General features: G+C 67.6%; 18 protein-coding genes. 10 read left to right on the forward strand and 8 right to left on the reverse strand.

All coding sequences use genetic code 11. The annotated features are described in order from the left end of the window. Positions 1-13: 13 nt before the first annotated feature. The 4 genes from AB0280_RS12395 to AB0280_RS12410 form a co-directional block, all read right to left on the reverse strand. Positions 14-1,129 (reverse strand): sulfite oxidase, encoded by a 1,116-nt coding sequence (locus AB0280_RS12395; RefSeq protein ID WP_307491003.1) that lies wholly within the window; start codon positions 1,127-1,129, stop codon positions 14-16. Positions 1,130-1,215: 86 nt separating this feature from the next. Beyond that, on the reverse strand, positions 1,216-2,076 hold the full coding sequence (locus tag AB0280_RS12400) for an SDR family oxidoreductase (RefSeq protein ID WP_366367383.1): 861 nt from the start codon (positions 2,074-2,076) through the stop codon (positions 1,216-1,218). Then, the gene (locus AB0280_RS12405; protein WP_159629735.1) at positions 2,077-3,081 is read right to left on the reverse strand and encodes an aldo/keto reductase family protein; all 1,005 of its coding nucleotides are present in this window, start codon (positions 3,079-3,081) and stop codon (positions 2,077-2,079) included. A 39-nt stretch (positions 3,082-3,120) separates the two neighbouring features. Further along, positions 3,121-3,774, reverse strand: coding sequence for a hypothetical protein (locus tag AB0280_RS12410; RefSeq protein ID WP_275182332.1), 654 nt, complete (start codon positions 3,772-3,774; stop codon positions 3,121-3,123). 163 nt (positions 3,775-3,937) lie between these two features. Between AB0280_RS12410 and AB0280_RS12415 the strand changes: the two genes are divergently transcribed. Then, positions 3,938-4,336, forward strand: coding sequence for a YchJ family protein (locus AB0280_RS12415; protein WP_366367385.1), 399 nt, complete (start codon positions 3,938-3,940; stop codon positions 4,334-4,336). On the opposite strand, the gene AB0280_RS12420 is transcribed toward AB0280_RS12415, so the two are convergent. The 3 genes from AB0280_RS12420 to AB0280_RS12430 form a co-directional block, all read right to left on the reverse strand. After that, positions 4,337-5,185: a hypothetical protein gene (locus AB0280_RS12420; protein WP_275182334.1), complete on the reverse strand. Its 849-nt coding sequence runs from the start codon at positions 5,183-5,185 to the stop codon at positions 4,337-4,339. It lies immediately after the preceding gene. A 64-nt stretch (positions 5,186-5,249) separates the two neighbouring features. Beyond that, positions 5,250-7,250 carry an acyl-CoA dehydrogenase family protein gene (locus tag AB0280_RS12425; RefSeq protein WP_366367387.1) on the reverse strand — a complete coding sequence of 667 codons (2,001 nt, stop codon included), beginning with the start codon at positions 7,248-7,250 and terminating at the stop codon, positions 5,250-5,252. 61 nt (positions 7,251-7,311) lie between these two features. Then, a complete protein-coding gene (locus tag AB0280_RS12430) occupies positions 7,312-7,614 on the reverse strand; it encodes a hypothetical protein (protein ID WP_275182338.1) in 303 nt (100 codons plus the stop codon). A 260-nt stretch (positions 7,615-7,874) separates the two neighbouring features. On the opposite strand from AB0280_RS12430, the gene AB0280_RS12435 reads away from it, so the two are divergent. From AB0280_RS12435 to AB0280_RS12450, 4 genes are all read left to right on the forward strand, one after another. Next, complete coding sequence (locus AB0280_RS12435; RefSeq protein ID WP_366367388.1) at positions 7,875-9,332, forward strand: DUF3375 family protein; 1,458 nt, start codon at positions 7,875-7,877, stop codon at positions 9,330-9,332. Then, positions 9,325-10,230 (forward strand): DUF4194 domain-containing protein, encoded by a 906-nt coding sequence (locus AB0280_RS12440; protein ID WP_224023653.1) that lies wholly within the window; start codon positions 9,325-9,327, stop codon positions 10,228-10,230. The genes AB0280_RS12435 and AB0280_RS12440 overlap by 8 nt, the downstream gene beginning before the upstream one ends. Beyond that, entirely contained in the window at positions 10,227-13,688 is a 3,462-nt protein-coding gene (locus AB0280_RS12445) for an ATP-binding protein (protein WP_366367390.1), read from the forward strand. Before AB0280_RS12440 ends, AB0280_RS12445 begins: the two co-directional genes overlap by 4 nt. A gap of 182 nt (positions 13,689-13,870) precedes the next feature. Further along, positions 13,871-14,548: a hypothetical protein gene (locus tag AB0280_RS12450; RefSeq protein WP_366367392.1), complete on the forward strand. Its 678-nt coding sequence runs from the start codon at positions 13,871-13,873 to the stop codon at positions 14,546-14,548. 67 nt (positions 14,549-14,615) lie between these two features. Here the strand turns inward: AB0280_RS12450 and AB0280_RS12455 are convergent, their stop codons facing one another. After that, positions 14,616-15,110 carry an FBP domain-containing protein gene (locus AB0280_RS12455; RefSeq protein WP_307491022.1) on the reverse strand — a complete coding sequence of 165 codons (495 nt, stop codon included), beginning with the start codon at positions 15,108-15,110 and terminating at the stop codon, positions 14,616-14,618. Positions 15,111-15,467: 357 nt separating this feature from the next. Between AB0280_RS12455 and AB0280_RS12460 the strand changes: the two genes are divergently transcribed. The 5 genes from AB0280_RS12460 to AB0280_RS12480 are packed head-to-tail and all read left to right on the forward strand — an operon-like array spanning position 15,468 to position 20,612. Further along, entirely contained in the window at positions 15,468-16,556 is a 1,089-nt protein-coding gene (locus AB0280_RS12460) for an iron-siderophore ABC transporter substrate-binding protein (RefSeq protein WP_307491023.1), read from the forward strand. A gap of 10 nt (positions 16,557-16,566) precedes the next feature. After that, positions 16,567-17,649 carry a FecCD family ABC transporter permease gene (locus tag AB0280_RS12465; RefSeq protein ID WP_307491025.1) on the forward strand — a complete coding sequence of 361 codons (1,083 nt, stop codon included), beginning with the start codon at positions 16,567-16,569 and terminating at the stop codon, positions 17,647-17,649. Between the two features lie 56 nt (positions 17,650-17,705). Continuing rightward, positions 17,706-18,743, forward strand: coding sequence for a FecCD family ABC transporter permease (locus tag AB0280_RS12470; protein WP_307491063.1), 1,038 nt, complete (start codon positions 17,706-17,708; stop codon positions 18,741-18,743). A gap of 1 nt (position 18,744) precedes the next feature. Next, positions 18,745-19,560 carry an ABC transporter ATP-binding protein gene (locus tag AB0280_RS12475; RefSeq protein WP_307491027.1) on the forward strand — a complete coding sequence of 272 codons (816 nt, stop codon included), beginning with the start codon at positions 18,745-18,747 and terminating at the stop codon, positions 19,558-19,560. Then, positions 19,557-20,612, forward strand: a complete 1,056-nt coding sequence (locus AB0280_RS12480) for a siderophore-interacting protein (RefSeq protein ID WP_366367394.1) — start codon at positions 19,557-19,559, stop codon at positions 20,610-20,612. Before AB0280_RS12475 ends, AB0280_RS12480 begins: the two co-directional genes overlap by 4 nt. Positions 20,613-20,703 lie beyond the last annotated feature (91 nt).

Below are 20,703 nucleotides of genomic sequence, written 5' to 3' on the forward strand. Positions count from 1 at the left end.
AGCCGGTCCAGCGTCACTCCACCGTCACGTTGACCCGCTGCACCACGTTGTTTCCCATTCCCTGGTAATTCCAGTTCTGCTCCAGTGGTTGGGTGGCGCCGGTGATGTCCGTGGCGCGGCAGGCCAGGACGTGGTCGCCCGGGTCCGCGACCCAGGGCAGACTCCACCTCCGCCACGAGAAACCACCTGCCGGTTTATCCAGGTGGGCGGGCAGCCAGGTGCCGTCGATCCCCACCTCGACGGCGGTCACGGCACCTTCCCCGGACCATGCCCGGCCCTCCAGCATCACCGGGCCCGCACGGAGAAATCGCCGCCGGGTGAAGAAGTCCGGGACACCCGGCGGGACCATCAACGAACGCACCCTGATCCGCGAAACCGGGCTCCCGCCGTCGTCCGCAGAGCTCTGGTAGCGGTAGGCAACCTGTTGCTGGAACCCGGTGAACGGCGCCCTGGCCACCTCGATGGACTCCAGCCACTTGACGCTGGCCATCCCGTACCAGCCCGGGACCACCAGCCGCAGCGGGTAACCATGCTGCGGCGGCAGAACGGCTCCGTTCATCTTGTAGGCAAGGACGACGTCGGGACGCAGGGCCTCGCGAATCGGCAGGCTGCGTGCGTAGCGCTGGGGGACGCCGCCCTGCACCCCGGCATCTGCCCCCGTGAACACCACCTCCGCCGCGTCCGGCAGCACACCGGCCTTGCCCAGAAGATAGGCAAGCGGCACACCGGTCCACTGTGCGGTGCCCACCGCCTCCAGGACCCAGGGTTGGCTGAGGGGCCGCGGCTCCAGGAGCGACCTGCCATTGCCCGCGCACTCAAGGGTGACGGGCACAGTGATGGCCGGGTCGCGGCGAAGCGCGGCCATGCTCAGCTCGAGGGCACGTTCCACTGCGCCGCCGATCCGCAGGTGCCAGGAGGAAACGTCCAGGTCGGGAATGTCGAAGTGCGTGAGGACGTAGTGGAGGCCGGGCGGCGTGACCTCGCGGCTTAGTGCCTCCAGCGGCATGGAATGGTTGCGGGCGGCGAGCTGCAGTTCCTCCCGGGTGAGCGGGCCGGAGGAAGGCTGTGCAGCGGGCGCCGGAGCGGGCGCCGGCTCCTGCCGGGTGGACTGCTGGTTGCTGGGATTCATGGCGGTGCGATTCTGCTCGGCGGACTAAAGTCCCCCCGCCACAGGTCTACGCCGGGCCAACCCGCCCGTCAACGAAATTAACCGGACTACAGCACCGGCCGGGTCAGAAACTCGGCCAGGCTGATGGGGTCCTGCCCGGTCAGTCCGTGCACATCCGGCGAAAGTCCCGACATCTCGCCGGCCGCCATCGCCGTGTAGGTGCTGACCCACGCGTCCAGCTGCCACTGCGGGGCGCCGTAGGAAGCCCGCGACGCGTAGGCTTCCTCCACCGTCTCCGGCTGGTAGCGGACCTGCCGCCCCGTGCCGGCGCTCAGCACCTCGGCAGCCTGCGCCATACTCAGTTCCTCCGGGCCGGTCAGGTCGTACGTCTTGCCCGTGTGGATGGCGGGATCCCGCAGCACGGCGTGGGCGCTGCGGGCAACGTCCTCCCGCGCCACCCCGGAGAAAACGCCATCCCCGGCAGGGCCCCGGATCACGCCGTCGTCGCCCGTCATCAGCGGCAGGAAGTCGAGGTAGAAGTTGTCGCGCAGGAAGGTGTACGCCATCCCGGACGCCTTGATCCGTTCCTCGGTGGCGTAGTGGTCCCTGGCCAGGGTGAACGTGGCATCCGGTGCCGCGCCGTAAAAGGAGGTGTACACCACGTGCTCCACCCCGGCAGCCGCAGCAGCATCCACGAATGCGTAGTGCTGCTGCAGCCGGTCTTCGGCCTCGGCGGCGGACACCATGAACAGGACTTTCGCCCCGTCCAGCGCCTGGCGGGAGGCGGCGCCGTCCCCGTAGGAACACACCAGCGGATGTGCGTCATCCAGCTGCGGAGCGCGTGCGGCGTCGCGCACCAGCAGGCGCTGGGCGAAACCGGACGCGGCAAGTTGCCGCGCCACCATTCCGCCCAGGCCTCCGGTGGATCCGGTGACAGCGAGGTCCGGCAGTTCCGTCGGGGAGGCCACTTAGGCTTCCCGGGTAGCCGGCGACTTGGTCTGTGCGGGGTCGCGTTCGGCGAGGCCACCGACGGCGTCGTCGATACGCTTGAGGACCTCCGCCTCCAGCTTCACGCCGGCCGCGCCCACGCTGTCGGCAATCTGCTCGGGACGGGAGGCGCCCACGATGGCGGATGCAACGTTGGGGTTCTGCAGCACCCAGGCCACAGCGAGCTGCGGCATGGTGAGGCCGGCCTCCTGGGCGATCGGCTTCAGTTCCTGCACGGCTGCCAGGACGTCGTCGCGCATCCACCGCTGGATCATTTTGGCACCGCCCTTTTCATCCGTGGCGCGAGTGCCTTCGGGGGCAGGCTGGCCGGGCAGGTACTTGCCGCTGAGGACACCCTGGGCCATGGGCGACCAGACAATCTGGGACACGCCCAGCTCTTCTGACGCCGGGACCACCTCGGCCTCGATCACGCGCCAGAGCATGGAGTACTGCGGCTGGTTGGAGATGAGCTGGAAGCCCAGTTCCCTGGACAGCTTGTGGCCTTCGCGGAGCTGTTCCGCGGTCCACTCGCTCACGCCGATGTACAGCGCCTTGCCCTGCCGGACGATGTCCGCGAACGCCTGCATGGTTTCTTCCAGCGGTGTTTCGAAGTCGTACCGGTGGGCCTGGTAAAGGTCCACGTAGTCCGTCTGCAGCCGGCGCAGCGAACCGTTGATGGATTCCATGATGTGCTTGCGGGACAGACCAAGATCGTTCTTGCCCTTGGGGCCGGTGGGGCCAAAGACTTTGGTGAAAATTTCCAGGGACTCGCGGCGCTCATCCTTCAGGGCCTGGCCCAGGACGGTTTCCGCGGCTGTGTTCGCGTAGACGTCCGCGGTGTCGAAGGTGCTGATGCCGGCATCGAGGGCGGCGCGCACACACTGGGTTGCGACGTCGTTTTCCACCTGTGAACCGTGGGTCAGCCAGTTGCCGAACGTGATTTCCGAGACTTTGAAGCCGCTGTTTCCGAGGTATCTGAATTCCATGTGTTCACGCTAACCCACATGGTTGCTCAGGGTAAGGGCTTAGCCATTCTCCTTGGCCTGCTGCTCCTTGAGTACCTGTTGCGGGCCGGCCAGCGAAACGAGGGACCCAGTATCCAGCGGCGGCAGCGGATGCAGCGGCTGGGGCTTCTTGAAGGACCGCGGCATCTCATGGGGCGGCCGGTGGTTGTGCAGGGCGGACTCCACCAGCGGGGCTACCTCGGAGACCTTGTCCGCGGGGACGGCCGGATCCGGAAGATCCCGCACGGACAGTTTGATTTCCGGCACAGCCGCCCGCGCCCTGGCCTGGGCACGCTTGTCGGCTTCCGCGACGGCGGAGGCCCAGTCTTCGGCGAGGACCTGCGGTTCAGGGCGGGCTGCGGCAAGTTTCGGGTGGCGTACGACGGCGGTGCGCAGCGACTCCTTCAGCCGGCCCGGCTTCAGCGCGGCGGCACGTTCCCGGAACGTCGTTCGCGGGCGGGGCTGCCGGGCGGGTGCGCCGGCGGAACCGGCGGAGTCCCGTTTGCCGGGCGCCCGCCCGAGCAGGGTCATCAGCACGACGGCCGTGAGGCGCCCCAGGCCCGCGAGGACCAGGGTGATAACCCCGAGCAGGAAGAGGACCAGGAACATCAGGAGAGCCACGCCCATCGTGCCCAGGAAGGTCAGGTTGAGGACGAGAGTGTCCGGGTTCTCCACGTCTTCTCCTCTCTGGCCAACATCCTGGGCCCGCGTGCGGCGCATAAGACCGGGCGCAAAGCTCCTTCTCCACCATACGGATTTTTGTCCGGCCGTGCCCGGGCGGGCAGGGCCCGGTGCCAGGTTGTAGCGAAGCTGTTACCCGATATGACAGCATCACCGGGTGACCGCATCAATAGATTCCGCAAACTGCATATGTCTGTCCGGAGATCCGTACGCGGCGTGCTGTGGCCGGTTCCATTCCGGCCGGGCGGAGGCTGCCACGGCGGAACAGCTGATGCGGTCCCGGTACAGCGCCTTTGCCCTGCTCGACGAGGCCTACCTTCTGCGCACCCACCATCCGTCCACCGCGCCGGCAGCCCTGGACCTGGACCCTGCCATGGAATGGCGCCGCCTGGACATTGTGGCCACCGGGAACGGGGGTCCCTTCGACACGGAGGGAACCGTGGAATTCAAGGCGTTCTACCGGCACGGCAAGGACCGCGGCGTCCTTCACGAGAACAGCCGGTTCGTCCGGGAGGGCGGGCCCTGGCTGTACGTGGACGGCGACATCCTCGCCTGACTACTCCTCGTCGTCGTAAAACTCGCTGTCCGGGGTGAATCCGGCACGGTCAACCTTCCGGTGGAACCGCATGCCCGCCAGGCCGCCGAGCACCGCACCCACGAGCGCCACCGCCGCAACCACCACCGCGGCGATAATGCTGGTGGTGGTCAGCTGTCCTTCATTGATGGGGATGCGCGGAAAGCTGTTCAGGTTGGCCAGGACGTTGAACTGCTGCCCTGCCACGAGCCCCAGGATGGCCACCACAACGGCCGCGATCAGGGCCCAGATCCACACCATGATTCCCTGCTTGACGCCGTTGAAGCGGGCCATGCGGCCTGCCACGTAGCCGCCGCAGTAATAGGAGAGGAACAGGATCACCAGCAGGACGATAATCCCCACTAAACCGACCGTGCCGCTGTTCTGGGCGGCCTGGTTTACGGCCTGGTTGACGTCGGTGTTGCTGGCAAGGCCCACGGCGGTCCCGGCCGCTGCCACCAATGCGGTCAGCAGGACGGCCATTCCGGTGGCGGTCAGCCAGCCAAAGAAGGCAGAGCCAACCTTGATGCCGCCGAACCGCTCCTTCTGGCGCGCCACGGCAGTTTCCCTGTCTGCCAGGGTTGGGTCCGCCGCGGGTGCCACCACGGGGGTCGCTGTGGTCGGGGCAGGAGCGTACGTCCGCTCGGCCGTCGGCGCCACATAGTCCCGGTCCACGGCCCGGTCGCGGTCCCTGGGGCGGATCGGTGCCTGGTCCATCGAGCGCGTGGCGGCGTCGTCCGCGGCTGCTTCCCGGTGGCCTCCGCCCCGGGTGGTTTCGTCCTCCCGGGCACGGCGGGGAGGCAGGTTCTCTGGGTCCGTTGAGCTGCTCATGGCTCAACTCAACCACCCGCCCGGGGTGATAGCAAGCGTGCTTACTATTTTGTGACCTGCAGTTTTACCGGTACTTCCGGTGGAGGTCCTCCTTGGCGGAAGGCCCGGGCGAAGCGTCGGCGATCCACGGGCCCGTGCCCTCCGATTGGTCCAGGACCCCCACTTCCAGCCATTCATAATCGCCCGCGAGGACCTTGCGCGTCAGTGCCTGGTCGGCGTCGTCCGTGTTCCGCCACAGCTGGTCGAAGTATTCGTCCACGCGCACCCTAGCCTGCTCGCAATAGGCGTCGGCGAGCTCGTAGGCGCCGGCGGCCTTGCCAGGGGAGGACTTGAGGAGCATCTCGGCCCGGGAGCAGCAGGCGGTCATGGCGAACAGTTCCGCGCCAATGTCCACCACGCGGCCCAGGAACGCCTGCTTGCGCTCAAGCTTGGCCTGCCACCGGCCCATGCCGTAAAAAGTTTGCCGCGCCAGGCGCCGCGATGAGCGTTCAACGAAGCGAAGGTGCCTGGCCAGCCTGCCGAACTCGCCATACGAGCGGGGGTCCATGCCGGCGCCCGCCACCAGCTTGGGGAGCCACTTGGCGTAGAAGCCGGAAGCGCCGACGGCGGCTTTCGCTTTGTCGGCCAGGCTCGCATCCAGGGAGGCGAGGTCGCCCGCGGCGGCAAGGTGCGCGTCCACAGCTTCCCGTGCAATCAGCAGCCGCATGATTTCGGAGGACCCTTCGAAGATCCTGTTGATGCGGAGGTCCCGCAGCTGCTGCTCCGCCGGTACTGCGCGTTCCCCGCGGGCGGCCAGTGACTCGGCCGTTTCGAACCCCCGCCCGCCCCGGATCTGGACCAGCTCGTCCGCGATCCGGCAGCTGATTTCCGTGGCCCAGAGCTTTGCGAGCGCCGCTTCGATGCGTACGTCCTTCTGCCCCGCATCGGCAAGTTCGGCGGACAGTTCAAACACCGCGTCCAGGGCAAAGGCCGAGGCCGCGATGAACGCAATCTTCTTACCCACGGCCTCGTGTTCACCCACGGGCCTGCCCCACTGGGTGCGCGCATTGGACCATTCGCGGGCAATCTTTAGGCTCCATCGACCGGACGCCACGCACAGTGCCGGGAGCGCAAGGCGGCCGGTGTTGAGTGTGGTGAGTGCGATCTTCAGGCCCTGGCCCTCGCGGCCAAGCCGGTTGGCGGCCGGCACGCGCACCTGGTGGAAGCGGGTCACGCCGTTCTCGATGCCGCGCAGGCCCATGAACGCGTTGCGGTTCTCCACCGTGATGCCGGGCGAATCCATCTCCACCACGAAGGCGCTGATGCCGCCCTTGTGCCGGGTGCCGTGTGCGTCGGTGTGCGCCGGAACCACGGCCATCACCACCACCAGTTCGGCGATCACGCCGTTGGTGGTCCAAAGCTTCACGCCGTCCAAAAGGTACGCGTCGCCGTCGTCCGTTGGCGTTGCCGTGCTGCCCAGGCGGGCGGGGTCGCTCCCGACGTCGGGTTCGGTGAGGAGGAAGGCCGTGACGGCGCCTGCGGCACACCGCGGCAGGTACTCGCGCTTTTGTTCGGGCGTGCCGAAGACCTTGACGGGCTCCGGCACGCCGATGGACTGGTGGGCGGAGATGAGGGCACCAAGACTCGGGTGCACGCTGCCCAGCAGGGCGAGGGCCCGGCCGTAATACACCAGGGAGAGGCCCAGCCCCCCGTACTCCTCCGGGATCTTCATCCCGAACACACCCAGGTCCGCCAGGCCCTTGATGTATTCGTCCGGAATCTTCGCGTCCCGTTCGATGACCCGCCCGGACATGGTTTTTGCGAACTCGGTGAGGCGGGACATGAACTCCTCGCCCCGGTCCACGGAGGCGGGGTCCGCGGCGGGCCACGGGTGGACCAGGTCCAGGTCGAAATTGCCCAGATAAAGGCCCTTGGCGAAGCTGGGGCGGTCCCAGCCTGTTTCCCGGGCGGCCTCGGCGACGGCCCGGGCATCTTCGGCGGTAGCTCCGGCGCCGATGTTTCCGGCGGGGACGGGGGTTTCTTCAGCCGGGGCGTCTTTGGCCTGGCTGTCAGTTGCGGAGGTCATGGGTTATCTCCTTGGCCGGATTGGCCGGTGTAGCCATGGATCCGCCGGGTTGGAGAACCCTTCAGCTGTCCCTCAAGATTACCCGCGGGTAGGTTCCGGTGCTAGGGGACGGCTGGGGCTGGAAATCGCCGGGAAGCTCGACGGCCGAGGCGCGGTGGACCAGCCTGTCCCAGCCGGAGTTGATCCCGTGGACTACCGCCATCAGGGTATTGACCACCACCATCCAGGTGAGCTTGCCGGCCCCCAGCACTACCAGGGCAACCAGTCCGGCCGTGAGGACGAAGGCGGCCAATAATGCGCCAAATACCAGGGTCCCGATGAAGACCAAGGTGGCTGTTTCCACTGAGCTTAAATCGAACTGCATGAATCCCCCTGCTGCGACGTTGCTGTGCAAAAGACTGCGGTGGCGAAGACCAGTAGCAGAAGCGTAGGGGGACGGCCGCACGCCCAGCCAGTGCTGGATGGGGCAGATGTGACTGTTGATACGGGATTGAAACACTACCCGCAGGTAGGTCACGAAGCGGTCGCGGCGGCCTGCGTTAACCTTGTAGTTGGCAGTTTTCCGGTCCGTCCACTTCGGGCCACCTCCTGCCCAGCCCCCGCCCACCAGCCCAAGGAGAGTGTGTGCCCCGCTCCGCCAGGTCATCCGCTGACGCCATCAGCGCCCGGCTCCGGGACCTCGAACTCCTCACCAAGGGACCCGCCTGGGCGCTGACGCGTTCGGCGCCGTGGGTGATTGCCGTGCTCCAGGCTTCCTTCACCCGCACCCGGCCGCAGGTTCCGCTTGAGGAATTCCATGCCGACGTCGACTCCTTCCTTGAGGAGCTCCGCCGCCAGGATCCCGGGCTGGGAGGAGGGGCCAACGGAAAGGCTTTTGGCGACGAATGGACCCGGCGGCAGTTCCTGACCCGCCGCAACCAGTCAGGCCAGATCGTTTACGAGGCAACCGAGCCGGCGGCCCGTGTGCTCGCCTTCCTGGACAGCCTCTCCAGCGAGCGGTCCACCCTGAACGGGTCCCGCCTGGGCACCCTGCTGGGAGACGTGGAAAAGCTCGCCAACGAAACCAACCCGGACCAGAGCGCCCGGCTCGAAGCCCTCGAAGAGGAAATCGAAGAGCGGCAGCAGCTCATCCAGGACATCAGTACCGGCGAGTTCGACGGCCTGCTGGACGACGATGAAGCGGTGGAGGCCGCCGGAAACATCCTGGACCTGGCGGCCAGCCTGCCCGCGGACTACAAGAAGATGCGTGACCGGATCGAGGAACTGGTGGGCGGCCTCCGCAACCAGATCATCGAGGAGTCCCTGACCAAGGGCGCCACTATGGCGCAGGTCCTGGAAGCCGATAAACGGCTCCGCCAAAGTCCCGAGGGCAGGACGTTCCGGTCCTTCACGGCATTCCTGGAGGATCCGCAGCAGCAGCTGAGGTTCCGGTCGGCGATCGGCGAGGTGCTGAGCCGACAGTTCGCCGACGACCTCTCGCCCGACGACCGGGAAACGCTGAAGAACCTGGTGGCCGAACTCCGCCAGCAGCACAGCCAGATCCAGCGCATCTACGGCAAGCTGAGCGAAAGCCTCAACACCTACGTCCAGAGCGATGACTTCCGCCAGTCGGTCCGGCTGCGGCAGGTCCTGCGCGAAGCGGAGCAGGCCATCCGCTCCCTCGCGTACGAGCGGGAACGCCCCGGCCTGGTACCCGGACCCGTCCTCTACAACGCCGGCTTTGAGTCCCTGTCCATGGTGAAGCTTTTCGATCCCGACGAGTTCGCGGCGCCGCCCCGCCTGGCCGATCCCATCGCCTTCACCGACTCGGACCGGGTGCGCTCGCCGAGGACCGGCAAGGCCAAACCGGCGGTGGTCCGGGCGGCCATGGCAGGAGCTGCAACCCTTGCCGATGCCTGGCAGCAGCTGCCGCCCGAAGAGCAGCACATCAACACCATCCGCGCCCTCCTGTCGGAAGCCCTGCACGCAGGGGCGGACTTCGACCGCGGCGCCTGGGATGGCCTGGACTTCGAACAGATAGACGGCTCCACCCGCAAGGCCTACCTGCCGGTGGTCACGCTCGCAAAGGATTCAGATGACTGAGGTTTCACACGACACGACCCCAGCGCCCGATGCCGCCCAGGGAGTGGCATCGGGCCTGTCGGAGCCGCGCGCTGGGCTGATCGAAGATCAGCCGCGCGGCGAAGGGGCGGGGGCGGCATCGGGCGCTGAGTACCCCTTTGCAGTTTCACCCCGCGACACCTTCGTCGACGGCGCCGCCTTGTTCCCCGGCGACACCGGAGTCCTGTCGATGAAGGTGCGGCAGGCCCTGGTGAAGCTCCTCAAGGGCCCCTACATTGACGGCGGCCGGGACGAAAAGCTCTGGACGGTGCTGCTGGACAACCAGGTGATCCTGCGCAGCCGCCTTTCCGAGCTGTTCCTGACCCTGCAGCTGGACCACGAGCGGAAGATCGCCGTCCTGCGCCCCGTGGATCCGGAGGTGATCGGCGGCAACACGCGGTCCAGCATCCTGCGCCAGCAGCGCGCCCTCAGCCGGGTGGAAACCATCGTGCTCCTCCGGCTGCGCCTGCTGCTGGACCGGCACGTCACGGCCCAGACGGACCCCACCATCACCCGCGAGGAAATCACGGACCTGGTGGCGCACTACCAGCCCGCCGGCCAGCAGGACGCCCTGCGGGACTCGGACGTGGTCACGCGAGCCATCACCAAGCTCCTGGCCCGCCAACTCCTGCTCCCCACTGGGCTGGACGACGTCTACACCATTTCCAACGCCCTGCCCCTGGCCCTCCCGTTCGAAAACATCGGCGACATCCCGGCCCACATCGAGGCCTTGGTAGCGGCTTCGGCCGACGCCGCCGGCACGGAGGCGATGCTGGACCTCGATGACTCTTCATCGAACGAGAACGAGGACGAGGACGGTGCGGGGGACGACGACGCCGGTGCCGAGGCGGACGAAAGCAAGACTGAGGTGACCAAGTGACGATCGCGAGCATGCTTCCGTTGGGCGACGTGACCAACCCCGGGCAGATGCGCCTGGCGCTGGTGCAGGTGGTCAACTGGGGGACGTTCCACGGCGCGCACACGATGCACGTGGACCGGAACGGCACCCTGCTGACGGGTAACTCCGGCGTGGGCAAGTCCACGCTGTTCGATGCGATGCTGCGGGTGTTCGACGCCCGGCCGAGGTCGAACGAGGCCGCCGCGCAGCGTTCGGGTGCCGTGGAGGACAAGCGGACCACTTTCACGTACATGCGCGGCAAGGTGGGGGACAAGGCCGTGGGCGAGGGCTCGGCCAGCGCGTTCCAGCGCCCGGGTGCCACCTGGTCCGCCGTCGCCCTGACGTTTGACAACGCCGCCGGGACGCGGGTGACGGTCTCGGCGCTGTTCGACCTGCCAAAGAACGGCACCGAGTCCAGCGTGGGCCGGTTCTACCTGATCGACAACGTGCCGCTGGACCTTGAGGCGGTGGAGGGCATCGCGGACAAGCGCTTCACCAAAGGCGCGCTGGAGACGCTCTTCCCGCACGCCCAGGTGTTCGACGTGCACAAGGCATTCGCGGAGCGGTTCCGGCGCCTCCTGGGGATCAGCTCGGACCAGGCGCTCCCCCTGCTGCGCGTCATCCAGGCCGGCAAGGGCCTCGGCGGCAGCGTCAACACCTTCTTCCGCGACCAGGTCCTCGATGCGCCGGCAACCCTGGCCGCCGCGGACGATGTGGTGGAGGAGTTCAGCAACCTGATGTCCATCCGCCAGCGGCTCGAGGACGTCCGGCAGCAGCGGGACCAGCTGGCCCCGGTCCCGGGACTGAACAGGGAGTACGCGCAGTCGCTGCTGGATGCCAACCGGCTCCGGGAGCTGGTGGGCGGGGAGTTCGAAGCGTACCGGCAGCAGCTGGCCGTCACGGTCCACCAGAAGACCCTGGTACGTTTCCGCGAGCTGGCGCAGGCAAAGGCCAAGGAACTCGGCGCCGAGCGTGCGGTCCGGGACGGCCTGGCCAAGGAGCTGCGGCAGCTTGAAACCGACTACAACAACCAGGGCGGCAACGCGATCTCGGCAATCGAGCAGTCGCTTGAGAACGCCCGGGTTGGCCTGAAACTCCGCCAACAGGTGGAGGAGGCAGCCCAGCAGGCACTGGCCGACGCCGGCCTGCAGCTCGAGTGGAGCGCCGCCGGCTGGGAGCAGGCACACGAGCAGGCGGCGGCCCGGTCCGCCGAGCTGAAGGATGATTCGCAGGCCCTGCAGGAGCTGCGGTTCGAGGCGTTCGACGCGCACGCCAGCCGGAAACGCGAACTGGCCGCGGCTGAGCAGGAACTCGTCTCACTGAAGACGCGCAAATCGTTGCTGCCGCCGTCGAGCATTGAGAACCGCGCCGCCATTGCCGCGGCAACCGGCATCCCCGAGGACCGCATGCCCTTCGCCGGTGAGCTCATGGATCTTGCCGAGGGGGAGGAACGGTGGCGCCCCGCCGCCGAACGCGCACTCCGAAACCTGGCCACCACCCTGCTGGTTCCCGGCGAGCACTTCGGCGCCGTGACCCGCTACCTCAACGACCACAACGTCCGCGGCGCGCTGCGGGCCGTGGATGTCTCCAAGCCGCTCGCCGGCGGCGCGCTCGCCGTGGAGGACGCGCGCGACGGCGACCTGCTCACCAAGCTGGACATCCTCGCCTCGGGTGCGGCTGCTGAAGCCGGCGAATGGGTCCGCGAGCGGATCGCCCTCGACTTCGCCTACCCCTGCGTGGAGGATCCTGACGAACTGGCCGCCCTGGACAAGGGCCTCAGCCTGGGCGGCGTGGTCAAGCGCAACCGGCACACGGTGGAAAAGGACGACCGGTTCACCAGCCGCCAGGATTACGTCCTGGGCTTCGATAATGCGGCCAAGCTGGAGCTCGTGGCCGGGCAGGTGGAGGACCTCCGGCAGGAAGTGGCCAAAGCCGCCGAACTGGCGCAAAGCCGCGAGGATTCGCACCAGGGCATGAGCCGGCAGCTTGACGCACTGCGCCGGATCGCGGAAGACGACCGTCCCTGGGAACAGGTGTCTGCCGCGGTGGCGGCCGATGAACTGGCGCGGATCGAGCAGCGGCTCAAGGATGCCCTGGCGGCACAGGCGGACCTGGAGCCGCTGCGTGCCACCATCGAGGAAGTCCGGCAAAAGCACCAGTCCAGCACCGAGTCCGCAGCGGTCCTGCAAAGCGAGTACAAGGCACTCGACCGCCAGCTGACGGCTGCCGACAGCCTGCTGGAAGCCGCGCGCGACCGCCTGGCCCAGGCACCGCCGTCGGACGCCACCGTCAAAGCCCTGGAACCCTACTTCGCCGACTTCGGCGAGATCACGGAAATGCACGAGCTGGACAACCTGGCCAACCGGGTGCGGACCGCGCTGCTGGGCGAACTGCACACCGCGGAGTCGCGGGGGCAGGCGACGGCGGAGCGGCTTACCCGCATTTTCGAGGGCTTCGTACGTGAGTGGGGCAGCGCCATCTCGGCGGACCACGGCACCAGCATCGGCGCCGCGAGCGAGTTCGAGGCGCGCTACCACGCGATCGTGAACGACGGCCTGCCCGCGCAGGAGGCGGAGTTCCGCCAGTTCTTCAATCAGCGCACGCACGAGTCCTTCAGTACCTTGCTGCACCTGCTGGACGAGGAACGCCGCTCCATCACCAGCCGCATCCTGCCCCTGAACGGCATCCTGTCGCAGGTGAACTTCCACGAGGGCAGCTACCTGGAACTGGACATCAAGCAGACGCTGCCACCCACGGCCAAGCAGTTCAAGGACGCCATCCAGAACGCGTTGAAGGCCCGGCACAGCCGGCCGGCCAAATCGGAGGCCGGCCGGGCGGAGGGTTCCGGCGCTGAGGGGGACGACGACGGCGAGCTCACCGCCCGCTACAAATCCCTGGAGTCGCTGGTGAAGCGGCTTGGCTCCCAGGCACCCGAGGACCGGAGGTGGCGGGCCGAGGTGCTGGACGTGCGCGGGCACCTGTTCATCCAGTGCAAGGAGCACCGGGAAGTCACCGGTCCCCGTGGCGGTAAGAAGACCGAAGTGTTCATGCACGCCGACACCGGCTCCATGTCCGGCGGCGAGCGGCAACGGTTCACCGCCTTCATCATGGCCGCGGCCCTGAGCTACCAGCTGGGGATCGCCGAGCAGGGCTTCACCACCTACGGCACCGTGATGATGGACGAGGCCTTTGTGCTCGCGTCGGAGGAGTTCGCCGGCGCCGGAATCAAGGCGCTGCACGAATTCGGATTCCAGCTGCTGCTGGCCGCACCCGAAAACGTGATCGACCTGTCCCGGCACCTGGGCTCCGTCACCGAGATCCTCCGGGACCGGCGCACCAACCGCTCCGGTGTCCTCACGGCGCCGGTGATCCGTCCCCGCGCCGGCGAGGAGGGCGCCTGGCGGTCGGAGGCGAACCCGGTGGACATCGTCCTGCGCTGAGAAAGCCGGCAATATAACAAATAGGTGGAATTATCGTGCGGGCAATGGTGGCCAGTGTTTTCGTTGTGCCACTCTGGGATGACCAACCACACCTCGCCTGAAGAAATCCCATCGGCACTGCGGGAAGCTGGGTCCGCGCTGTTCCAAGAGAGAACAATGGCGTCCTCTTGAAAGGCCTTCCCATGCGCCTTCTGCAATGTGCACCGCTCGCGCTCGCTGCTGCGCTGCTCCCTCTCGCGGCTTGTGCGGAGGGGACCCCGGCGAATGGCGGTTCATCCACGGGGTCCGCCGCCATTTCCACCGTGGCCCCGGACCCGGGCCGGGCCATAGTTCCCGCCGCCACATCTTCCCCGGTTCTCCCGGGGCCGGCCGTCTTCACCTTTCCCGATGGCCGGCTGTCCTTCAGCCATCCGGCGGACTGGACGGTGGAGCTTTTCGAGCCGTCGAAAACTCCGTATGTGGGAACGGCCACGGTTCACGATGCCGAAGGAAGCAGCCGCATCAACATCTACTACGGTCAAATCGCCGACGTCGTCGCCGGCTCTGCCACCCGGACCGTCATCGAAACAGACCCTGTCCTGGGCCTCCGGGACCATTCTGTTCCCACGCCGCATGCATCGTTCTTTGTAGACCGCAGTGAAGGCGCCGCAAGATACCGCATGGAACTCACGGCTGGATTGCCTGTATCCCCGGACGGACAGGTGCGGGAAGGTCCGGTGCTGCTTGGCGACCGGGTCTTGAGCGCGGACGTCCTGTTCGACGCGCAGCCGTTCGCCAACGATGACGCGGCGAAGGCCTGGTACTGGGGCGCCGAAGGCCAGGCGCTGAAGGCTGTGCTGATGAGCTTCTCCTACCGCTGACCGGCAGGCAGGGAAGCCCCGATCACGGCTGTGATCGGGGCTTCGCCAGCCAACGTGGCCTGGAGTCCTAGTTGGCCTGAACGCGCGCAAGGAACTGCGCCATTCGGTCCTGCAGGCCCTTGATCTGGCGATCCACCACGGCGGCGGGATCGGGGTTGATCTCATTGACGGGCGGCTCCCTGCGGACGTTGCCGCAGCACACGAAGTCGGCGCAGATCAGGGTGCCGACGGTATTGCCGTTCCGTCCGGACTGGCCCGCCCGCTTGGCGACCCACAACAGGACGTCGTCCTTGGACAACACATCCCGGCAGAGCTCACACAGCACCGACCGGTTCTTCTTGGCCCCTCCTTCGGGTGCCCGGAGCATGATCCCGGTGAGGCCCTTTTGCCCCGGGACCACGAGGTAGCCGCGCAGCGGCATCTTCTCGTCCCGCCAGCCGAGGAACTCCAGGCTGTCCCAGTCGAGGGATTCGAAGTTTTTGGGCAGGGTGAGCTTGGCAGCTTCCGAGCGGCTGGCGTTGACGAAGGATGAACGGATTTGCTGGGACGTGACTGATTGCATGGCTGAAACTTTCGTGAAGGTGGGCAGCCCGGAGCCGGGCCACGGATAACGGGGCAGTCAGTCAGTCTCCGCGGTGCAGGCCAAAGCGGCCACCCCGCTTTCCACGGCAGCGGCGGCCCAGTTGGCCCTCTGCGTGCGCATCGTTCCCGTTGTCCTTTTCCTGTTCAGCCGTCCGGTGTCTCAAAAGCCGGACCAGCAAGGGCCATCCTGCCAAAGGATGCGGGTCCTGTCCAAGCAGCCAATCGCAGGATGTGGTTTTCATCACGATGATGGATTAGGTGACAAAAGTGTTGCGTAATGGAGATTTACATAGGTTAGCCTTACTTAAGTTTTGATCAGCCCGATTCAAGGAGCCCCGTGTCGTTCCCCCTCTTTCCCGGCCCAGTGCCCAGCCGCCGCGCGCTTTTTTCGTCGGCCGGTAAAGCTGCCGCAGTGCTGGCCGCGGCGGCCCTCACGCTGTCTGCCTGCAGCACAGGTCCCGCCACCACCGTTGCGGATGCCGGCAGTTCCAGCAGCAGCACCGCCTTCCCCGTCACCATCGAACACGTGTACGGCAGTACCACCATCGAGAAGCAGCCCACCCGGGTTGCCACCGTTTCCTGGGTGAACGACGACGTCGCCATCGCGCTGGGCGTGGTTCCGGTGGGCGTCCCCAGGAACGAGTGGGGCGGCAATGACAAGGGCTCCACCCCCTGGAAGGACGCCGCGCTGGAAAAACTGGGCGCGGGCTTCGGTTCGGCCAAGGCTCCCGCCCAGTACTCGGAAGCAGACGGGATCAACTTCACGGAGATTGCCAAGCTCAGCCCGGACGTCATCCTCGCCGCCTATTCGGGCCTGACGGAAGAGGACTACAGGAAACTCAGCGAAATCGCCCCCGTGGTGGCCCACCCGGACGTCGCCTACGGAACCTCCTGGCAGGACGCCACCACCACCATCGGCAAGGCCCTGGGCAAGGACGCCGAAGCGGCCGCACTGGTTTCCGACACCGAATCGACGGTCAAGGACAAGGTGGCCCAGTACCCGCAGATCCAAGGCAAGAGCTTCATCTACGGCAACCTGGAACCCGCCAAGGGCGACGGCGTGAACGTCTACACCGCCAACGACAACCGCCCCCGCTTCCTCAGCGAGATCGGCATGACCCTGGCCCCGGTAGTGGCGGACAACTCCAAGGGCTCCAAGGAGTTCTACATTCCGTGGTCCGCCGAAAAAGCCAACGAACTGCAGTCGGACATCTTCGTCACCTGGGTTCCGGATGCCTCCACCACTGACGCCATCAAGGCGGACCCGCTCCTCGGCCAGATCCCGGCCATCAAGAATGGTGCCCTGGTGGCCGATTCGGACAACACGCTGACCCTTTCCATCTCGGCATCGTCGCCGCTGAGCCTGCCGTGGTCCCTGGACACGTTCCTCCCGCAGCTGGCCACAGCAGCGGATGCAGTGAAGTAGGCGCACCTCCATGAGTACGACGACGGCGCCTCCGGCAGCGGACAATGGCACCCAGGTGCCGCCCACGGCAGCCCCGGGCACCCTCCGGGGTGATGCTCGGGGAAGGAAACCTGCCGCCTGGCTGCTGGCCGCCGTCGTCGTTTTGGTCCTCCTGGCCGGCACATCGCTGGCCGTGGGCGCCCGTGACGTTCCCCTCGGCACTGTGTGGCAGGCGCTCACAGCGTTCGATCCCGCAAACGGGGACCATGCCGTGGTGCACGCCCGCATCCCGCGGACCGTCCTGGGCCTGCTGGCCGGCGGTGCGCTGGGCCTTGCCGGTGCGGCGATGCAGGGTGTTGCCCGCAATCCCCTGGCCGATCCCGGCATCATCGGTGTCAACGCCGGGGCTGCCCTGGCGGTAGTGGCCGGAATCTACCTGTTCGGCGTCACCACCTTCACCGGCTACATCTGGTTCGCGTTCACCGGGGCCGCCGCGGCCGCCGTCGTGGTGTACCTCATCGCCTCGCTGGGCCGGGAGGGTGCAACGCCGGTGAAGCTCGCGCTGGCGGGAGCAGCATTGAGCGCCGGGCTGTCATCGCTCATGAACGTCATTCTGGTCTCCAGCCAGGACACCCTCGACCGGTTCCGCTTCTGGCAGGTGGGCGGCATTGCGGGCCGTGACTGGCCGGTAGTCCTGCCGGCTTTGCCGTTCCTGGCGGCCGGTGCGCTGGTTGTGCTGCTGGCCGGGCGGACCCTCAACAGCCTTGCCCTGGGGGACGACGTTGCCCGCGGGCTGGGCCAACGGGTTGGGCTGTCCCGCGCCGTGGTGGCCCTGGGGGTGGTCCTGCTGTGCGGCACGGCCACCGCGCTGGCGGGGCCCATCGGGTTCGTCGGCCTGGTGATCCCGCACGCCGTCCGCTTCCTCACCGGCCCGGACTACCGCTGGATCCTGCCGTTGTCCCTGGTGGCCGCCCCGGCGCTGCTGCTGGGCGCGGACATCGTTGGCCGGGTGGTGCTGCTTCCCGGTGAAATCCCGGCGGGCATCATGACCGCCCTGGTCGGCGCCCCCGTGTTCGTGTTGCTGGCCCGCCGCGGGAAAGGGGCAGGCCTGTGACCGGCGTTGCGCTATCAGATCCGGCTGCCAAAACCGGTCCCAAGGGGCCAGAAGTGATGGAGCAGCGCGGGGGACGGGGGCGACTGCACCGGACCGCGGTGCTGGCTGCCGCCGTCGTGATCCTGTTCTTCGCGTCCGTCCTGCTGGGCAGCTACACGGTGACCATCCCGGATTTCTTCACCATCGTCATCAACCACCTCACCGGCGGCGCGAAGATTCCGGGCGCCAGCTTCATCGTGATGGAGAACAAACTTCCCCGCGCGGTCATCGGCACCCTGATCGGGATCGCGTTCGGCCTGGCCGGCGCCCTGTTCCAGACCATGCTGCGGAACCCCCTCGCCAGCCCCGACGTTATTGGCATCAGCTCGGGGGCCAGTGCGGCGGCGGTTGTTGCGATCGTTGTTTTCGGCGTATCCGGTGCCGCTGTGTCCGCGGCGGCGCTGGCGGGTGCCCTGGCCGTGGCGGCCCTGATTTACGCGATCTCCCGAGGCGCCCGCCGAACCGGCAGGGGAACCGCTGCCGGAAACAGGCTGGTCCTGGCCGGTGTGGGGACCGCGGCAGCCCTCCAGGCCGTGGTCAGCTTCCTCATGACCCGGGCCGACATCCGCACCGCCGCCGACGCCCTGGTCTGGCTGAACGGATCCCTGAACTCCGCCAACTGGGACCGCGCCGGGATCCTCTTCCTTGCGCTCGCCGCCCTGGTTCCCGCCACCGGGCTTATCGCCGGGCCGCTGCGAATCCTGGAACTGGGGGATGACGCAGCGGCCGGGCTGGGCGTCCGGGTCAACACCGCGCGCCTGGCACTGGTGGTCGTCGCGGTATCGCTGGCAGCAGTGGCGACGGCGGCTGCCGGACCGGTCTCGTTCGTCGCCTTCCTGGCCGGTCCCATCGCCCGCCGCTTCACAGGCAAAGCCAGCCTGCCGGCGTCGGCCATGGTGGGCGCCCTGATTGTCCTGGCGGCCGACTACTTCGCCGCCAACCTGGCCCCCTTGTTTTTGGGCGGCACAGTGCTCCCGGTGGGCGTGGTCACCGGCGCGCTCGGCGCCCCGTTCCTGCTGTGGCTCCTGGTCACGGCCAACCGAAAGGATGCCTGACGTGGCAGTTCTCCAAGCCAAGGACCTGACCCTCAGCTACCACCAGCGCTGCGTGGTGGACGGCCTCAGCGTCCGGCTCCCCGAAGGCAGGGTGACCATGATCGTGGGCGCCAACGCCTGCGGAAAGTCGACCCTGCTGCGAGGCCTGTCCCGGCTCCTGAAACCCGCCGGCGGCGCCGTGACCCTGGACGGCAAGGACATCCATTCCCGTCCGGCACGCGCACTGGCCCGCACCCTGGGCCTGCTTCCCCAGCACCCCAGCGCCCCGGACGGGATCACCGTCCGCGACCTGGTGGGGCGGGGACGGTACCCGCACCAGGGCTTCTTCCGCAGCTGGAGTGACAAGGACGACGCCGCGGTGCAGCGCGCGCTGGAAGCCACCGGAACGCTGGAGCTCGCCGGGCGGGACGTGGACGAACTGTCCGGCGGGCAGCGGCAGCGGGCCTGGATCGCCATGGCCCTTGCCCAGGAAACCGACGTCCTGCTGCTGGACGAACCCACCACCTACCTGGACCTGGCCCACCAGGTGGAGGTCCTGGACCTGGTGACGGACCTGAACCGCACGCGCGGCACCACCGTGGCCATCGTCCTGCACGACCTCAACCTGGCCGCCCGCTACGCGGACCACGTCATCGCCATGAAAGACGGCGCCGTGGCAGCCCTGGGGTCCCCGCAGGACGTGGTGACGGAGGACCTGGTCAAAAACGTCTTCGGCCTGGAGAGCCGCGTCATCCCGGACCCCGTCTCCGGTACCCCGCTGATCCTTCCCATCGGCCGCCACCACGCCACAACCACCGAACTGGAGCTCGTTTCATGAAGACCCGGGAAAGCGCCGCCACCCAGCCGCCGGCAACCCAGCCGATGAGCCTTGCCTTCGAGGTGACCGTCTCCGCTGTCCAGCAACTGAGCCCCACGTTCCGCAGGATCACCTTCGGCGGCTACTCCCTGCGTGACTTCGGCGTCCACGGCCACACCCTGGACCTGCGGGTGAAGCTCGTCATTCCATCGCAGGCCCCCAACGGGTCGGTCCTGCCGGTCCCCGCCTTCGACACCGCCCATGCCGGCTGGTACCGGGACTGGTTGGCCATGGACCCGGCCGTGCGCGGCTCAATGCGCACCTATACGGTCCGGGAGGCGCGGCTGGATGCGGTGTACCCCGAGATCGACGTCGACTTCGTGATGCACGCCGACGAGGATGGGCACGCCGGGCCGGCAGCGGACTGGGCATCCAAGGCCAAACCCGGCGACCCGCTCACCCTCATCGGCCCGAACAACCGCGCCGCGCACTGCGTCACCGCCGAAACCTATTCCGGCATCGAGTGGCGCCCCGGCATGGCCCAGCGCGTCCTGCTCGCCGGCGACGAAACCGCCGTCCCCGCCATCTCAGCCATCCTCGAAACGCTCCCGCCATACATGAGTGGCCACGCCCTCCTGGAAGTTCCGCAGGCCGGCGACTTCCTGGAACTCAGCTCCCCGGCGGACATCGAAATCACCTGGCTGGCCCGCGGCGCCGCCATCGGACGGTCGCGGCCGCACGGGCAGCTGCTGCATGAGGCCGTGCGCAAAGCCGTCCCCGTGCCGGGCTGGGTGGGCATCACGGCGGACGACGGCGGCGCCGGGCCTGAGCCCGATGACGTCAACGTGGATGAAGACATCCTGTGGGAGACGCCCGGGCGCCTGGAATCCTCCGTTATCAGCGGCTCCAGGAACCCGCAGCTGCCCGCCGGCGCCCTGCCCTTCTACGCTTGGATGGCGGGCGAAGCAGGGGTCATCAAGGAACTGCGGCGGTACCTTGTCCGCGACGTGGGGATCGACCGGAAACAGGTGGCGTTCATGGGGTACTGGCGGCAGGGCAAAGCCGAAGGCTAGCCAAACGCCCCATCAGATCCTCCCGGCTTTTCCGGGACGCCCCATCAGATCCTGCCAGCATTTCCGGGACGCCCCATCACTTACTGTTCAT

Source organism: Pseudarthrobacter sp. 902506025 (assembly GCF_040702325.1).
Classification (GTDB): Bacteria; Actinomycetota; Actinomycetes; order Actinomycetales; family Micrococcaceae; genus Arthrobacter.

What these genes read in the sequence shown, in the direction of transcription:
- AB0280_RS12420 (WP_275182334.1), bottom strand. Translation starts at nt 5,185, where the DNA reads ATGAGCAGCTCAACGGACCCAGAGAACCTGCCTCCCCGCCGTGCCCGG.
- AB0280_RS12430 (WP_275182338.1), bottom strand. Translation starts at nt 7,614, where the DNA reads ATGCAGTTCGATTTAAGCTCAGTGGAAACAGCCACCTTGGTCTTCATC.
- AB0280_RS12425 (WP_366367387.1), bottom strand. Translation starts at nt 7,250, where the DNA reads ATGACCTCCGCAACTGACAGCCAGGCCAAAGACGCCCCGGCTGAAGAA.
- AB0280_RS12480 (WP_366367394.1), top strand. Translation starts at nt 19,557, where the DNA reads ATGAAGACCCGGGAAAGCGCCGCCACCCAGCCGCCGGCAACCCAGCCG.
- AB0280_RS12405 (WP_159629735.1), bottom strand. Translation starts at nt 3,081, where the DNA reads ATGGAATTCAGATACCTCGGAAACAGCGGCTTCAAAGTCTCGGAAATC.
- AB0280_RS12440 (WP_224023653.1), top strand. Translation starts at nt 9,325, where the DNA reads ATGACTGAGGTTTCACACGACACGACCCCAGCGCCCGATGCCGCCCAG.
- AB0280_RS12470 (WP_307491063.1), top strand. Translation starts at nt 17,706, where the DNA reads ATGGAGCAGCGCGGGGGACGGGGGCGACTGCACCGGACCGCGGTGCTG.
- AB0280_RS12465 (WP_307491025.1), top strand. Translation starts at nt 16,567, where the DNA reads ATGAGTACGACGACGGCGCCTCCGGCAGCGGACAATGGCACCCAGGTG.
- AB0280_RS12455 (WP_307491022.1), bottom strand. Translation starts at nt 15,110, where the DNA reads ATGCAATCAGTCACGTCCCAGCAAATCCGTTCATCCTTCGTCAACGCC.
- AB0280_RS12395 (WP_307491003.1), bottom strand. Translation starts at nt 1,129, where the DNA reads ATGAATCCCAGCAACCAGCAGTCCACCCGGCAGGAGCCGGCGCCCGCT.
- AB0280_RS12450 (WP_366367392.1), top strand. Translation starts at nt 13,871, where the DNA reads ATGCGCCTTCTGCAATGTGCACCGCTCGCGCTCGCTGCTGCGCTGCTC.